The following is a 16,021-nucleotide window of genomic DNA, read 5'->3' as shown; positions in this document are numbered from 1 at the left end:
GTTCCAACGGCAACCCAGCGGTAAACCGTAAAAACACGAAGTTATATAATACGATCACGAACCGGATTTTTCAAGCGACAACTGGCACAATTCATTGTTGACCTGCTCCGCGCCATCGCCAGGCTGCGAATCGTCGAGCGGCAGCAGTGCAATCGACGTGGCAAGCGTTTCATCCATAATATAGGACTCGCTCTTCCTCGCCGCCGCCAGCAGCTTTTCGCTGCCCGCAATCGTCAGGGCGATACGGTCGGTAATTTCGAGACCACTCTCCTTGCGGAGCGTCTGAATGCGGCTCACCAGCTCGCGGGCCAGGCCGAGCATCTCAAGCTCTTCGGTGATTTCGGTGTCGAGCGCCACCATAATGCGGTGCGCGTCGTCCGCCGCCACGAGCCACCCCTCGATGTCCTCATGCACAATGTCAACATCCTCACGAAGCACAGTGCAGATGCGCCCGCCGAGATCGATCTCGATGGAGCCTTCCGTTTCGAGGCGCGAAATCTGCTTGCGACTCATGATCCTGATCTCCTCGGCCAAGAGCTTCATGTCCTTGCCAAAGCGTGGCCCGAGGGTCTTGAAGTTGGGCTTGGCCTTCTTGCTGATCACAGAGCCATCCTCGTCCTCGACATACTCGATCTTCTGGACATTGACCTCTTCCTTGATGATGTCCGACACCAGCTCGTAGGCTGCGCGAGAACCGGGTTCGGCGGCGACCAGCAGGATGCGCTTGAGCGGCTGGCGCACCTTGATGGCGGCCTTCTCGCGCATGGTGCGCACCAGTGAGGTGATGATCTGTGCCTTCTTCATGCGCTCTTCGAGCGCCGCGTCAATGCAGTTTTCGTCCGTCACCGGCCAGTCGGCGAGGTGCACCGATTCGGCTTTCGAGGTTTCGCCGACGCTCTTCAGGTCAAGCCAGATTTTTTCGGCGATGAACGGCACGAACGGAGCGAGCAGCTTCGAGAGCGTTTCGAGCACCGTGGCGAGGGTCTGGTAAGCCGAGAGCTTGTCCGGCCCCATCTCGCCCTTCCAGAAGCGCTTGCGCGAGCGGCGGATATACCAGTTCGACAGGTCATCGACCGTGAAGTCGCCAATGAGACGGCACGCGCCCGTGAGGTCATACTGCTCCATGCGGCTGGTCACTTCAACGATGAGCGTGTTGAGGCTGGAGAGCACCCAGCGGTCGAGCTCTGAGCGCTGCGCGAACGGAATGGCGGCCTCTTCGTTCCGGAAACCATCGACGTTGGCGTAGAGCACGAAGAAGTTGTAGCTGTTGATAAAGGCGCGGAAGAACTTGCGCTGCTCCTCCTCGATCTCAGCGGCGTTGAAAAGCTTCGGGCGCCACGGCGGGCTGGTGATCATGAGATACCAGCGAATGGCATCCGCGCCGTACTGCTCCATCGACTCGAACGGATCGACCACGTTGCCCTTCGACTTGGACATCTTCTGGCCATTCTTGTCGAGGATATGACCATTGACGACGAGGTTCCGGTAGGCCGGACGGTCGAAGATGAGCGTCGCGATGGCGTGCAGCGTGTAGAACCAGCCGCGCGTCTGATCCACGCCCTCGGCGATGAAGTCCGCCGGAAAGGTCTTGTCGAACAGCTCCTTGTTCTCGAAAGGATAGTGCAACTGCGCGAAGGGCATCGAGCCGCTGTCGAACCAGACGTCGATCAGTTCGGGCGTGCGTTTGAAACGCTTGCCGTCGCGGATAAAGTAAATGCGATCCACGAAAGGCTTGTGCAGGTCGAGTTCGACGAGACCCTTGTCGAGCGCGTCGCCGAGATTCATCGACTCGCCGTCGATGTCAATGAAACCCTCGCGCAGCTCCGCGACGGAACCGACCGCAAAGAGCTTGCCCGAGTCGGGGCCGTCGCCGATGGCGAAGTCCTCGGCAACCCAGACCGGCAGCGGCGTGCCCCAGAAACGTTCGCGGGAGAGCGCCCAGTCCTTGTTCTCTTCGAGCCAGTTGCCAAAGCGTCCCGCGCCGATTTCGGAGGGATTCCAGTTGATGGTCTTGTTCAGTTCCACCATGCGCGGCGCGATGTCGGTGGTGCGGATATACCACGACTCGCGGGCGTAGTAGATCACCGGCACATCGTAGCGCCACGAGAATGGGTAGGTGTGCTGGATCGTCTCGCGGCGGTAGAGCTTGCCCTCCTCCTTGAGCCGCTGCATAATCGGCTTGTCGGCCTCCTTGAAGAACATGCCTTCGTAGTCGGGAACCTCGGCGGTGAAGCAGCCGTTACGCGCCACTGGCTGAAGCATCGGAAGCTGGTACTGCTTCGACAGCTCGTAGTCATCCGCGCCGAACGCCGGAGCGATGTGCACAATGCCCGTACCGTCGCCGGTCGAGACGAAGTCGCCGCACGCCACATACCAGGCACGGCGCTCGGGCGAGAAGTAGTTGAAGAGCGGCTCGTAGTCGCGTCCTTCAAGGTCGCTGCCTTTGCAGCGGTCGATGATTTCCCATGCAGACTCGTCGCCGATCTTCTCGACAAGCACCGACAGGCGCGATTCGGCAAGAATCAGCACCTCGCCGGTTTCGCGATGCTTGACGCGCACGTAGTCGATGTCACGTCCGACGGCAAGCGCGACGTTCGAGATCAGCGTCCACGGCGTGGTCGTCCAGACGAGGATGCTCTCATCCGAATCCTTCAGACGGAATTTGATATAGACGCTCGGATCCTGTACCTCCTTGTAGCCCAGCGCCAGCTCGTGCGAGCTGAGCACGGTCTCGGACTTCGGATCCTGCGGCACGATCTTGTAATCCTTGTAGATCAGCCCCTTGTCGAAAATGGTTTTCAGCGCCCACCAGACCGACTCGATGTAGTTGTTGTCGCAGGTGATGTAGGGGCTGTCCATATCGACCCAGTAGCCCATGCGCTCGGTCAGCTTGCCCCACCCCTCGCGGTTGTCGTCGATGTGGTGATAGACCAGCGCGCGCGCCTCGCGGTTGAACTCGCCGACGCCATACTCCTCGACATGCGACTTGTTCTTCAGGCCAAGCTTCTTCTCGACGGAAATCTCCACCGGCAAGCCGTGCGTGTCCCAGCCCGCCTTGCGCGGTACCTGATAGCCCTGCATGGCGTGGTAGCGGCACACCACATCCTTGATAGTGCGGCTGAAGAGGTGATGCACGCCGGGCTTGCCATTCACCGTCGGCGGGCCTTCGTAGAAGGAGTAGATGCCCTTGGGCGCATCCTTTTCAAGGCTCTTCCTGAAAATATTCCGTTCGATCCAGAACTCACGGATTTGGGCCTCCATGGCGCTGTAGGAAAGGCTGGACGGGTACTCGGGATAGGTGTCGGGCATGGCTTGAGAAATGTCAAACTGGAAATATCGTAAGCGAAAAGCAGGTTATGGCCCGTTTTCGCGGAAAAGTCTGAATATACGAGAATCGGCAGGAAAAGAGAAAGGCAGCCTTCGAGCGGAGAAGACTGCCTTCAGGTGCTATGCGAGGAAAAGTCCCGGCAAAGGAGAATTACTGCTGCTTATTGTCAATCGAGTTGCTGATGCCATTGAGAATCTGGTGCGCGACAACCGTCATCGAATCGAGCGCCGAGGCGACGACCTTGCTCAGAGGTGTCAGTGCTCCGTCGAGCATCGTGCCCAGACCGACAAGAATGGTCGCAAAATCACCCTTCACGACGTCACCAACCGGCTGATTCTGGTTGGGAGATTTCATTTCTTCAGCCATATGCTACCGGAATTTTGATTGAAAATCGTCTGGAATGCCGCATTATCGCAACAGGTCAATGTATCACAATAATCGTTGCTCTCAAAACCTTCCCCCTCTTCTATGGGACTTAAAGACCCTATGGAAATTATAAACTTATAAGTCCTACAAGAGAAGAAAATGCAGGAAAGGCAACTCCTCCCACTGCTCACAGTCGTCCGTAGTGATCTTCAAACCGAATGATATCGTCCTCGCCGAGGTAAACGCCCGACTGCACTTCAATGAGTTCGAGCGGCTCGTCGCCGGGATTTTCGAGCCGGTGAAGCTCTTCGACCGGGATGTAGATCGACTGGTTCGCCTCGAGCGGCACCTGTTTTTTCCCGACCGTCACCAGCGCTCTGCCGGTCACGACAATCCAGTGCTCGGCGCGTCTGCTGTGCATCTGCAAAGAAAGCGCCGCGCCAGGCTTGACCGTGATGCGCTTGACCTTGAATCGTTCGCCCTCATCGACGGTTTCGTACGAACCCCATGGCCGGTAGACCCGCCGGTGGATCAGCGGCTCTTCGCGCTCCTGCAACCGGAGCTGCTCGACGATGGCCTTGACCTCCTGCACCTTGTCTTTCGAGGTGACCAGCACCGCGTCGGCGGTTTCGACGATCACCTGCTCTTCGAGGCCGACTGCCGCCACCAGCCGGCTGGTGGCGTGGATGTAGCTGTTCCGAACTCCGTGCGTCAGCACATCACCACGCTTGATGTTGCCCTCGGCATCGCGCTCCTGGGCCTCCCAAAGTGCCGACCACGCGCCAACATCGCGCCAGCCTGCCTGCATGGGCACAACCACTGCGTTGGAAGTTTTTTCCATGACGGCATGGTCGATCGAATTTGAGGGACAGGCTGCAAAGGCCTCGGGATCGAGCCGCAGAAAATCGAGATCTCGCCGGGCATTTTCGAGGGATTTGCGGCATGCGTCGAGCATTTCGGGCGAGGAAGCTTCAAGCTCGGCGAGATAGATTTCTGGGCGGAACAGGAACATGCCGCTGTTCCAGAAATAGTCGCCCGAAGCCACGTAGCCTTCCGCCCGTTCAAGGGATGGCTTCTCGACGAATTCAGCGACAGGACGGGTCACTCCCATGGAACCGGCAACCGCCCGGATGTAGCCATACCTCGTTTCAGGCGCGGACGGCACGATACCGAAAGTCACCAGACTGCCGGACTCAGCCGCACTCCGTGCCGATTCAATCGAGGCAACAAAGCCTTGCCTGTCGAGAATGACGTGATCGGCAGGCAGCAAAAGCATAAGCGCTCCGGGATGGCTTGCGGCTATGGTCAGGGCTGCGGCCGCCGCTGCTGGCGCCGTATTGCGTCCGAAAGGCTCAAGAATGATGGCCGCTCCGGCGTCGGCATTGATCTGCCGGAGCTGCTCGGCAACCAGAAAGCGGTGCTCGTCGTTGCAGACGCAGGTCACAGGCCCGACCTCTTCGATCGATTCGACCCGGAGCACCGTGTCCTGAAGCATGGTTTTTCGCCGAAAAGCGGCAGAAGCTGTTTCGGGTACAGGGCTCTCGAAAGCGGCCAGAGCCTCGTTCCGGCGCCACCGCTCAAAATGACAGGCATGATCATAGGCGAAATCTCAATACTTCAATACAATTATCGGATCCGGATATTCCGCTCCACGCTCAGCGGGCGGCGTACATCTTTTCATAGTAGCGCTGATAGGCTCCCGACGTCACCTCGTCGAGCCAGGCCTGATTTTCAAGATACCAGTCAACGGTTTTTTCCAGCCCTTCCTCGAAGGTCACAGACGGCACCCATCCAAGCTCGCGTTGCAGCTTCGAGGCATCAATGGCGTAGCGAAGATCGTGGCCCGCACGGTCGGTCACGTAGGTGATGAGCTTTTCGGACTCCCCCGCCTCGCGACCAAGCTTGCGGTCCATGATGCGGCAGAGCAGGCGGATCAGGTCGATGTTCGTCCACTCGTTGTGCCCGCCGATGTTGTAGGTCTCGCCCGCCGCTCCGCGATGGAAAATTTCGTCGATGGCTCGCGCGTGGTCTACCACCCAGAGCCAGTCACGGACGTTCAAGCCTTGGCCGTACACCGGCAGCGGCTTCTCCAGGCGAATGTTGTTGATGAAGAGAGGAATCAGCTTTTCCGGGAACTGGTGCGAGCCGTAGTTGTTCGAGCAGTTGCTAATCACCACCGGCAGGCCGTAAGTATCGTGGAATGCCCGGACAAAGTGATCCGAAGACGCTTTCGAGGCCGAGTAGGGGCTATGCGGATCGTAGGGCGTGGTTTCCGAAAACATCCCCTCGCTGCCGAGCGAACCATAGACCTCGTCGGTCGAGATGTGGTAAAACCGCTTGCCCTCGAACTTGCCTTCCCACGTGGCGCGCGCGGCGTTGAGCAGGTTCACCGTGCCAAGCACGTTGGCAATCACGAACTCGACCGGGCTTTCAATGGAGCGATCCACGTGCGACTCGGCGGCCAGATGAATGACTGCATCGAAGCAATATTTTTTGAACAGATCGAGCAGAAATGAGCCATCAGCGATATCGCCCTTCACGAACCGGTAGTTCGGATTCGATTCGACATCTTTCAGATTGGCCAGATTGCCCGCGTAGGTAAGCTTGTCGAGATTGGTGATCGTGTAGTCCGCATAACGATTCAAAAAGTGCCTGACCACATGCGAACCGATAAACCCCGCACCACCGGTAATGAGAATATGCATAGTTTATAAGAGAACATTGTAGGGGCAACCCTGGCGGTTGCCCTGCCACAAATTATTGCGCAATGCCTTGTAAAATCGATCCGCTCACGCCTGACCACCTTCCCGAAGCTCCTCAAGCATCCGCAGCAGGCTGTCGTGCCAGTGCGGGATTTCAAGCCCCAAGGTACTCTTGATTTTTCGCTTGTTCAACACGCTGAAATGAGGCCTTTTGGCTGGCGTCGGGTAATCGGAGCTTTCAATGGGCGAGACCTTGCACGGAAGCCCTTCGGCATCCATAATCGCTTTGGCAAAGTCGTACCAGGAACAGACCCCTTCATTCGAGTAGTGAAAAGTCTCGCTGTAGCTCCGAGCCGGATCGCATTGGCCGAAAATCGAAACGATCGCCCCGGCCAGATCTGCCGCCCATGTCGGGCTGCCCACCTGATCAAACACAACGCCAATCGACTGGCGCTCGCTACCAAGACGAAGCATCGTTTTCACGAAGTTCTGCCCGTAAACCGAGTAGAGCCAGGCGGTGCGTAGAATGATATACGAGCAGCCGCTCGCACGGATCGCCTCTTCACCCTCCCATTTGGATAAGCCATAAACACCGCAAGGCGCAACCGGGTCATCCTCGCAATAAGGTCGGTTCGAGCTGCCATCGAAGACATAATCGGTTGAAATGTGCAGCAACAGTGCGCCAACCTCCACTGCAACCGAAGCAAGCACCGCAGCGCCATCACGGTTCACCCTGAACGCTGCTTCCGCGTCGCTCTCGGCCCTGTCCACCGCCGTGTAGGCTGCGCAGTTGACAATCGCACCGATCTGTCGATCGCGGCAAACACGCTCCACTGTCAGCGCATCGGTGATGTCGAGTTCCGGCAGCTCCATGAAAAACCATTCCCGCCAGCCATGCACTTGTTGCAGTTTTTGCAGTTCGGAACCAAGCTGCCCACGGCTCCCGGTGACAAGAATGTTCATTTTTCTCTGGTCGGTATAAGCGGTTCGAAAAATATGCTATGCGTCCAGCACAATGCCATCAATATCATGCAGCATCGGCTGACGAAGATCCTTTTCCGAAAGGCTCATATCGCTTTCCGGCACGCCCCATTCTATGCCAATAGCCGGATCGTTCCACCGGATGCCCGCATCGTGTGATGGCGCATAATAATCCGTGCATTTATAACTGAACACTGCCGCCGCGCTCAGCACCGCAAAGCCGTGGGCGAATCCAGGCGGAATCCACATCATCCGGCGATTGCTCTCATTGAGCAGTTGGGCAGCATGATGACCGAATGTTGAAGAGCCCTTGCGTATGTCGACAGCCACATCAAGCACCTCGCCCCGGGTCACACGGACAAGCTTGCCCTGCACATGCGGCGGTTTCTGGTAATGCAGACCCCGGACAACGCCATAGCGTGAAAACGATTCGTTATCCTGCACAAAACGGTGGCATCCGGCGTGCTGCTCGAATATATCCTGCCGGAAAGACTCGCAAAACCAGCCGCGTTCGTCGCCGAACACCTCTGGCTCGAACAGAAGAACGTCAGGGATTGATGTCCGGATGATCTGCATAGGTTACAGTACCGCTGATGGATTGATGTTCAGATTCTCCGTTCCAGAAGATTGAGCAGATACTGCCCATACTGGTTCTTGAGGAGCGGCGAGGCGAGACGTTCGATGTCGGCATCGCCGATCCAGCCGTTCCGCCAGGCAATCTCTTCGGGGCAGGCTACCTTGAGCCCCTGCCGCTTCTCGACGGTTTCAATGAAGTTGCCTGCCTCCTGGAATGATTCGTGCGTGCCGGTATCAAGCCAGGCAAATCCACGCCCCATGATGGAACAAACCAGATCGCCGCGGTCGAGGTACGTCTGGTTCACCGAGGTGATCTCGAGTTCCCCTCTCGACGACGGTTTGACGCCGGCGGCAATGTCAATCACATCGTTCGGATAGAAATAGAGCCCCACGACAGCATAGTTCGATTTCGGTTTTTCAGGCTTCTCGACGATGGAAAGCACCTCCCCTGCCGAATCGAACTCGACGACGCCATAACGTTCGGGATCACTGACATAGTAGCCGAAAACCACCGCTTTTCTCCGTTTCTCGACCGCACGAACCGCCTCTTCGAGCATCCCGCTGAAACCATAACCAAAAAAGATGTTGTCGCCAAGCACAAGACAGACATCATCATTGCCGATAAAATCGCGACCGAGAATGAACGCCTGCGCCAGTCCGTCGGGCGAGGGTTGAACCATATAGGAAAGGTTGATACTCCAGTCGCTACCATCGCCGAGCAGCTTGACGAACGAAGGCTGGTCCTCGGGGGTGGTAATAACGAGAATCTCCCTGATACCGGCAAGCATCAGAGTGGTGAGCGGATAGTAGATCATCGGCTTGTCGTACACCGGAAGCAGCTGCTTCGATACGCCCTTGGTCACAGGATAGAGGCGGGTGCCTGAGCCTCCGGCAAGAATGATACCTTTCATGGTGGTTGTTGATCTTCGGCCAACGATGGTCATAATTCCGCCGCGCAGCTTCTCAAGCCACTTGGCCACTTAATCTATTATATAATTTTTTTCTTTTTTAATCGCGCGTTCAGAGGAACTTCTGGCCCCAAAACATTAAATCCGGAACCATTGCGCTGACAGCTTACCTCATGCAATAGTACACGACCAAAAGCACCTATTTACCAAAAACACTCCTGAAAACCGTGTTTCAGCCGGAATCAATTATTGATTAACTTGTTTGTACATCTGCAAAATCCAGAGATCGCCAAACCTGCCATATGAGCACCGATAGCCGTACTTCCGCGAAAGAACATTTCTACATCAACAGGGTGGCGAGGGACCGTTATCACCTCGACGATCCTGATCTGCTGCGACTGCCCGGCGACCGGCGCGAGGCGATGGCGCAATCCGAACGGCAGACCGAGACGATCAACCAGCGGTTGCGCCTGATCGAAGGCGACGGCGCCAAACCGTTGCTGCCCGCGCAGTTCCACGGCATGAAGCTGCTGCACGAGCTGCAACACCATGTGATCGACAAGGTCTCGGGCCTGCATACTCAGGCGCTGGCCGTACTCGACAGCGAAGCCTCGAACTGGAATGCCGCCGAGTATCTCGGCAGGTTCGTCAAACGCTTCCCCGCCGGGGAGATTTACCACTCGAAAACCGCTGCCGAAACTTGGCTGAAAAGCCCCGCCAACCGCTCGAACGCCCTCGAAGAGGTCTACCTGGTCTGGCTCAACAACCGGAATCCGGCGCTGAAGCAGTTTGCGGAGCTGATTTCCGACCAGGAGCTGCACGGCGACCGGGCCTACCCGCAACTCGTCAGGGCGATGCAGCACACCGTGCAAAACGCTGGCCCGGTCAGCAACCGGGAGGACAATCTGGAAGAGCTGCTCACGCGCCCGTTCCGGCACGCACCAGACTCGTTGCTCGACCAGCTCCGTTTTATCAAGCTGAACTGGCAGGACTTGCTCGCCGACTCACCGTGGCGGGAGCTGCTCGACGAGGCTATCGTGCTGATTGAAGACGAAGATCGCTACCTCTTTTTTGAAAATCTCGCTCAGAATCAGACCACTCATGGCGGCACGTTCGGCGAAAAGGAGGCGCAAGCGCCCTCCTACACCGACCTTGCGAACGCTCCGGCGCGTTACTCGCACGACTCGTCGTGGATGCCGGAGGTGGTGATGATCGCCAAGAGCACCTACGTCTGGCTCGACCAGCTCTCGCGCCAGTACGGTCGTCACATCGCGCGGCTTCAGGACATTCCCGACGAGGAACTCGACCTGCTCGCCGACCGAGGCTTCACCGCGCTGTGGCTCATCGGCTTGTGGGAGCGCAGCTACGCATCGCGGAAGATCAAGCAGCTTCAGGGCAATCCGGAAGCCAAAGCGTCAGCCTACGCGCTCGAAAGTTACGACATCGCCCACGAGCTGGGCGGCTATGACGGCTACGTCGATCTGCGCAACCGAGCTATGCAGCGCGGCATCCGGCTGGCCAGCGACATGGTGCCGAACCACACCGGCATCGATTCGGAACTGGTGCGCAACCGTCCCGACTGGTTCCTCTCATCGAACGTACCGCCCTATCCGAACTACACCTACAACGGCCCGAACCTGAGCGCCAGCGACCGCTACGGCATTCACATCGAGGATGGCTACTGGAACCGTTCCGACGCCGCAGTCACCTTCAAGCGAGTCGATCACATGACCGGCGACACGCGCTACATCTACCACGGCAACGACGGCACCACCATGCCGTGGAACGACACAGCGCAGCTCAACTTCCTCAATCCCGAGGTGCGCGAAGGGGTGATCCAGCAGATTCTGCACGTCGCCCGCATGTTCCCGGTAATCCGCTTCGATGCGGCGATGGTGCTGGCAAAGATGCACATCCAGCGCCTCTGGTTCCCGCTGCACGGCCACGCGCCGGGCATTCCGTCACGCGGTGCCTGCTCGATGAGCATGGCCGAGTTCGAGGCCGCCATGCCACAGGAGTTCTGGCGCGAAGTGGTTGACCGCGTCGCCCAGGAGGTGCCCGACACGCTGCTGCTCGCCGAAGCGTTCTGGATGCTCGAAGGCTACTTCGTCCGCACGCTCGGCATGCACCGCGTCTATAATAGCGCCTTCATGCACATGCTCAAAAAGGAGGACAACGCGGGCTATCGCGGACTGATCAAAAAGACGCTGGAGTTCGACGCGGAGATTCTGAAGCGTTACGTCAACTTCATGAACAACCCCGACGAAGACACGGCCATCGCGCAGTTCGGGCGGGGCGACAAGTATTTCGGCGTCTGCATGATGATGGTGACGATGCCGGGCCTGCCGATGATCGGCCACGGCCAGGTGGAGGGATTCACCGAAAAATATGGCATGGAATACGCCAAAGCCTACTACGACGAGCACCCCGACCACGAGCTGGTCGAGCGGCACTACCAAGAAATCTTCCCGGTGATGAAGCAGCGTTCGCTGTTCGCAGAGGTCGCGCACTTCCAGCTCTTCGACCTCTACGCGCCCGATGGCGGGGTCAACGAAAACGTCTTCGCCTACACCAACCGGCACGAAGGCAAGCAGAGTCTCTTCATCTACAACAACCGCTACGACGCCTCCGAAGGATGGATACGCCTCTCCGCCGGACGGCTCGAAAACGGCTCGATGCAGCAGACGCTGCTCGGCGACGCGCTCGCGCTGCCCGGTGAGCACGGCAGCTACGTCATCTTCCGCGATCAGAGAAACGGCCTGGAGTTCATCCGGTCGTGCTCGCAGCTGCGAAATGATGGTCTGTACGTCGCGCTTGGCGGCTACCAGTACAATCTCTTCATGGAGTTCCGGGTCGTCCGGCCATCGAAGCTCAAGCCGTACGATCAGGTCTGCGAGGAGCTGAACGGGCGGGGTGTCGCTTCGGTTGAAATCGAAGCACTCTCGATGAGCCTGCGACCGATTCACCAGATCGTGGCCGCAGCAATCGAAGGCGTTGTCAAAGTGAAAAAGAGCGCATCCGGCAAACCGGAAAAGCTGTCTGCAGAGTTCGGAAAGCAGTGCCAGACTATGCTTGAAGCCGTCGCGGAACGCTTCGCGGAGATCATGGAGCAGCCGCTGACACAGCCCAACGACATCGCCGAAAAAGCTGCGGAGAGCTACCTCTGCGCCCTGCGCTGCGAATCACTGCTCGAAGAAGCGGAGAACATCAAGCGCGTGCAAGTTTCGCTCGGTCTCGACGAAAAAACAGACGAAGCATTTCACTCGCTGGCAAAACCCCTGATCGCCCTTAATTGCATTCAGGATATGGTACGCGAAAACGGGCTTCTCGAAAAGCAGATCATCGACCAATGGTTGCTCGGCAACACACTTGAAAAGGTCTTCGCCGAGAAGTCCGCCACCTGGCCGGTCAACGGCGCGGAAGCCGTTGATCTCATCTCCTGCCTGCTCTCGCGAAGGACAAAATCCGGCAGCGATGAAACTCCGGATGAGCAGCTCATGCAGTCGATCCGAGCACTCCATGAATCGGGGGAGCGCCACTTCAGAACCTTCATGCAGGTACAGCACCTGCACGGCAAAGAGTGGTTCCGCGAACGCCGGCTCAGTCTCCTTGCCTCATGGATCATGGTGCAGAATCTGATGCTGAACGAACCGCTGAGTGGCAAAACCGTTTTGCAAACATGGCTGGACGCCATCGACAAGCTCGAAATGTCCGCTTTCATCAGCGGCTACGAACTGGGAGCACTGCTGAAACCGGTAGCAGGCAAAAAGTAAGCCTGTCATCCACAACGTCCGCTTCCCGCTAAAAACGCCAAAACGAAAAAGCCCGGAAATCCGGGCTTTTTCTGTTTGCATATCGAACTGATCACTTATTTCGGCAGGTGCAGAACATAAGAGTCATAGACCCTGTAGGTGTTGATAAGCAGAAAAGCCAGAACCAGAAGACCAAAAATGGTGAACATTGGGCTTTTCTTCTCCTGCGAAGCCTGACGATCGAGGAAAGGGACCAACATCCAAGCAACGCCGCCGATGGTGAAGAGCACGATAGCGAGCAGCTCGCCGCCCTCGAACTTGAAGTCCTTGAGCAACTGGAACTGCGCCCAGAAGTACCACTCCGGCTTGATGCCGAGCGGAGCTGGGGCCAGCGGATTGGCCTTGACGCCAAGCTCCCAGGGGAACATGACCGCCAGATAGACGAGCAGGGCAAAACCGATCAACCAGCCGATGCCATCCTTGGCAAGAAAGGTCGGGAAGAACTTGTCGTAACCCTTGATGAGGCCAGCCTCTTTGTAACCGATCGGCGAAGAGGTGCCAAGCACCTGCACGAGGGTCAGGTGAGCGGCCAGCACCAGCATCACCAGGCCCGGAAGCAGCACGACGTGCAGCGAGAACATGCGGGTGAGGGTCTCACCGGAAACATCGGGACCGCCACGCAGAATCTCGACGAGGAAAGCGCCGCCCGGAGCCACCTTCGGAACCTCAGTGCCAACCTGGGTGGCGAAGAAAGCCAGCTCGTTCCAGGGCAGAAGGTAGCCGGTGAAGCCGAAGCCGAGGGTGAGCACGAGCAGAATAAAACCACTGACCCACATCAGCTCACGAGGCTTGCGGTAGGACTTCATGAAGAAGGTGCTGAACATGTGGATGAACAGCATCAGAATCATCAGGTTGGCGCTCCAGGCGTGAATCTGGCGGATCAGCCAGCCGAAGGGCACCTCTTTCTGAATAAAAACAAACGATGAAAATGCCGCCGCGTCGGTCGGTTTGTAGTACTGAAGAAGCAACAGGCCAGTGAGGATCTGGATAATAAAGAAAAACAGCCCAAGTCCGCCGAAATAGTACCAGAAGGAGAGGCGATGCTTCGGCACCTCTTTGTGCTTCATGTAATCGATGATCGGCGTGAGCACGTAAAAGCGCTCCTGGAACCATGAGGCCAGGCCGCTCATTTTGGAATCCTTGAAAGGATTCGGATCCGGACGATCTACCGGAGGTTTGTAAACGCCACCAGGTGCGGCGGCAGCCGGTGCCGCGGGCTTGGCAGGCGCTTTGGCGGCAGGTTTTGCCGCGCCTGGGGCCGCCGGTTTCGGCTTGGCAGGCGCAGTACCTGCGGCCGGCTTCTGGGTATTTTCAGCCATATGAGTTGACTCCCTTGATTTTCAGGTATTGATTAATTACGCTATCGAGACGACGATGCTGTCACCCTCGACCTTGGCTTGGTACTGTTTCAGCGGCAAGGGCTGCGGACCTGAGATAATCTGACCAGTCTGCGTGTACTTGGCGCCATGGCAGGGACATGCCAGCTGGTCGGCGGCTTCATCCCAGTGCACCAGGCAACCGAGGTGCGTGCAGACGGCGCTGACCGCCGTAAGGTTGCCGCCGTGGTTGACAACGATGACCTTGTCCTCGTTGAACTGGTAGATTTTTCCCGTGCCGTTCGGAACTTCCGAGGCTTTGCCAACCGTCATTGAGTTGACGATCTTAATCTTTTTCACGGGAGGAATGATATACTTCACAACCGGATAGAGCGCACTGACAGCAACGATCGCCCCCACTCCGCCAACAATCTTGTGCAGAAAGCCTCTGCGCTCAAAATCGACTCCATTGAGTCCCTCTTCACGAGGTTTGCCGCCGGTAACCGCACCGACTGAAGCGGGAGCGGCTCCCTGACCCAGCGAACTCATTCTTGCCGGGCTTTTGAAATTACCAGTTTGCGCCATTACTATCTATCTCCTTTAAATGACTTGAGTTGTATGAATCAAGAAAGCATCGGCTGCCTGACGGCATCTCGTGAATACTTCACCGAAACGTGCCCTTGTTCAGGCCTGATGAGGATGCCGGAAACACGGATTGGTCGTAAAGATTGACACCGAATTTAAAATTTTTTCCTATTTATCCTATTAAACCTTTCAAATCGGTGCTTGAAAAAATTGTACAGGACATACATTGCAGATCGCTTGCCAGCACGCCAGACACGACTTGCCGTAAAAAATTGCATCAGCCTCGACTTCAGCGGCGCAGGATTCAGAAACTCGGAGATACCTCTAACCTCCTCCTGCGCCTCCTCCCCGATCGTCATTGAGAGCAATGAGGTGTACCGGAGGTAGAACGGGCCGGTGTCGAGCGCCTTTTGATGCTGCACCTCCACGCTGACGCTTTCCGCTTCGAGCCGTAACGTTTTTCCGTGAACCGGCGCAAACAGCCCTCTCGTAAAGCGGCTCTCGCGGACACGCACTGCGTCAAACGTTGACTGCCGCCCAGTTTCATGATCGAGAAGCATAAGTACCGCCTGTGGCTTGGCGGAACAGCCGCGCAAAAAAACCACGTAATAGATCAGATCGTAACGTTCTGAAAAGGTCCGCCCCCAGTACCACCGGTCGATGGATTCGTACATCGGTACGGTGCCGAGATTGTGATCGTGGTAGCCCCGCCCACGGAATTGCAGAACCTGACGATTGTCCGACGAAAGCGATTTGATATCGAGCAGGCCATGCACCTCGGCTTTGGGGACGCTCAGCACCCACTGGTGACGGAAATCGACGCCATCGTGCACATCCGTATCGAGGTGATAATCAAAACGGTGCAACGGACGGAAAGAGAATGAAGCCTGAACCGAGCGGTCTCGAGCCGGGAACGAAAAGTCAATGCTAAGGCGGTATTCATCTCGTTGAGGATCATAGACAAAACGGTTCCCGTCGAACCGCACACCGATTCCACCATCTTCGGAGGCGAAAAACTCACGCCCCCTTCCTTGATGAAATTGATGGTTTCGCAACCATCCTGATAGAGCTGAAAGCTGAAGCCTCCGTAGTCCAGCGGATAAGGCTGGTCGTCCCGGCGATGGGCTTTCCACTCCTCGTAATGGCTCAGGTAGTAGGGCGAGAAAGCAAACCCGGCAAACCAGATAAAAACCACGGAGATTCCTTCTGATTCATCCTCGGCATCGAAATACCACCACTCGTAGGAACCCGGAGCATCAAGCCGGTGCCATGCCTCCTGAAGAGAATCGGTCGTGATGTTCATACCGGAAGCTGAGGATGGGAGAACGGGCTGACGAAATCACCGCACAACGGGCATGGGGGCTGAACAGCCTGCACGAGAGAGATTGAAGGAAAAAGAAGGACTCGGATGCGCATATCCAGGACTTGGCCAACGATCTTATTAAAG

Annotated in this window: 9 protein-coding genes and 2 pseudogenes; 1 reads left to right on the top strand and 10 read right to left on the bottom strand. The window is 57.1% G+C overall.

Annotated elements, in window-relative coordinates; genetic code table 11:
• Nucleotides 1-54: 54 nt before the first annotated feature.
• The 7 genes and pseudogenes from ileS to rfbA all read right to left on the bottom strand — a co-directional run bounded on the left by ileS (nucleotide 55) and on the right by rfbA (nucleotide 8,864).
• Entirely contained in the window at nucleotides 55-3,309 is a 3,255-nt protein-coding gene (gene ileS, locus NY406_RS01325; RefSeq protein ID WP_260534803.1) for an isoleucine--tRNA ligase, read from the bottom strand.
• A 169-nt stretch (nucleotides 3,310-3,478) separates the two neighbouring features.
• Nucleotides 3,479-3,694, bottom strand: a complete 216-nt coding sequence (locus tag NY406_RS01320) for a hypothetical protein (protein ID WP_010932002.1) — start codon at nucleotides 3,692-3,694, stop codon at nucleotides 3,479-3,481.
• Nucleotides 3,695-3,881: 187 nt separating this feature from the next.
• Nucleotides 3,882-5,293 (bottom strand): annotated as a pseudogene (locus NY406_RS01315) (mannose-1-phosphate guanylyltransferase/mannose-6-phosphate isomerase).
• Nucleotides 5,294-5,349: 56 nt separating this feature from the next.
• Entirely contained in the window at nucleotides 5,350-6,399 is a 1,050-nt protein-coding gene (rfbB, locus tag NY406_RS01310; protein ID WP_260534801.1) for a dTDP-glucose 4,6-dehydratase, read from the bottom strand.
• A gap of 84 nt (nucleotides 6,400-6,483) precedes the next feature.
• Complete coding sequence (gene rfbD, locus NY406_RS01305; RefSeq protein WP_260534799.1) at nucleotides 6,484-7,359, bottom strand: dTDP-4-dehydrorhamnose reductase; 876 nt, start codon at nucleotides 7,357-7,359, stop codon at nucleotides 6,484-6,486.
• 36 nt (nucleotides 7,360-7,395) lie between these two features.
• Nucleotides 7,396-7,953: a dTDP-4-dehydrorhamnose 3,5-epimerase gene (gene rfbC / locus NY406_RS01300; RefSeq protein WP_260534797.1), complete on the bottom strand. Its 558-nt coding sequence runs from the start codon at nucleotides 7,951-7,953 to the stop codon at nucleotides 7,396-7,398.
• A 29-nt stretch (nucleotides 7,954-7,982) separates the two neighbouring features.
• A complete protein-coding gene (gene rfbA / locus NY406_RS01295) occupies nucleotides 7,983-8,864 on the bottom strand; it encodes a glucose-1-phosphate thymidylyltransferase RfbA (RefSeq protein ID WP_260633718.1) in 882 nt (293 codons plus the stop codon).
• Between the two features lie 299 nt (nucleotides 8,865-9,163).
• Here rfbA and NY406_RS01290 point away from each other — a divergent pair, with 299 nt between their 5' ends.
• The gene (locus tag NY406_RS01290) at nucleotides 9,164-12,634 is read left to right on the top strand and encodes an alpha-amylase family glycosyl hydrolase (RefSeq protein WP_260534795.1); all 3,471 of its coding nucleotides are present in this window, start codon (nucleotides 9,164-9,166) and stop codon (nucleotides 12,632-12,634) included.
• A 95-nt stretch (nucleotides 12,635-12,729) separates the two neighbouring features.
• Here the strand turns inward: NY406_RS01290 and NY406_RS01285 are convergent, their stop codons facing one another.
• The 3 genes and pseudogenes from NY406_RS01285 to crtC all read right to left on the bottom strand — a co-directional run bounded on the left by NY406_RS01285 (nucleotide 12,730) and on the right by crtC (nucleotide 15,877).
• Nucleotides 12,730-13,992 (bottom strand): cytochrome b, encoded by a 1,263-nt coding sequence (locus NY406_RS01285; protein WP_260534794.1) that lies wholly within the window; start codon nucleotides 13,990-13,992, stop codon nucleotides 12,730-12,732.
• A gap of 36 nt (nucleotides 13,993-14,028) precedes the next feature.
• Complete coding sequence (locus NY406_RS01280; protein ID WP_260534793.1) at nucleotides 14,029-14,574, bottom strand: Rieske 2Fe-2S domain-containing protein; 546 nt, start codon at nucleotides 14,572-14,574, stop codon at nucleotides 14,029-14,031.
• Nucleotides 14,575-14,729: 155 nt separating this feature from the next.
• Nucleotides 14,730-15,877: pseudogene (crtC, locus tag NY406_RS01275) on the bottom strand (hydroxyneurosporene dehydrogenase).
• Between the last annotated feature and the right edge of the window lie 144 nt (nucleotides 15,878-16,021).

Origin of the sequence: Chlorobaculum sp. MV4-Y (assembly GCF_025244685.1) — a bacterium.
Taxonomy (GTDB): domain Bacteria; phylum Bacteroidota; class Chlorobiia; order Chlorobiales; family Chlorobiaceae; genus Chlorobaculum.
The sequence above is the reverse complement of the archived record's forward strand: the minus strand, read 5'-3'. Positions and strand labels throughout refer to the sequence as shown.

What these genes read in the sequence shown, in the direction of transcription:
- ileS (WP_260534803.1), bottom strand. Translation starts at nt 3,309, where the DNA reads ATGCCCGACACCTATCCCGAGTACCCGTCCAGCCTTTCCTACAGCGCC.
- NY406_RS01320 (WP_010932002.1), bottom strand. Translation starts at nt 3,694, where the DNA reads ATGGCTGAAGAAATGAAATCTCCCAACCAGAATCAGCCGGTTGGTGAC.
- rfbB (WP_260534801.1), bottom strand. Translation starts at nt 6,399, where the DNA reads ATGCATATTCTCATTACCGGTGGTGCGGGGTTTATCGGTTCGCATGTG.
- rfbD (WP_260534799.1), bottom strand. Translation starts at nt 7,359, where the DNA reads ATGAACATTCTTGTCACCGGGAGCCGTGGGCAGCTTGGTTCCGAACTG.
- rfbC (WP_260534797.1), bottom strand. Translation starts at nt 7,953, where the DNA reads ATGCAGATCATCCGGACATCAATCCCTGACGTTCTTCTGTTCGAGCCA.
- rfbA (WP_260633718.1), bottom strand. Translation starts at nt 8,864, where the DNA reads ATGAAAGGTATCATTCTTGCCGGAGGCTCAGGCACCCGCCTCTATCCT.
- NY406_RS01290 (WP_260534795.1), top strand. Translation starts at nt 9,164, where the DNA reads ATGAGCACCGATAGCCGTACTTCCGCGAAAGAACATTTCTACATCAAC.
- NY406_RS01285 (WP_260534794.1), bottom strand. Translation starts at nt 13,992, where the DNA reads ATGGCTGAAAATACCCAGAAGCCGGCCGCAGGTACTGCGCCTGCCAAG.
- NY406_RS01280 (WP_260534793.1), bottom strand. Translation starts at nt 14,574, where the DNA reads ATGGCGCAAACTGGTAATTTCAAAAGCCCGGCAAGAATGAGTTCGCTG.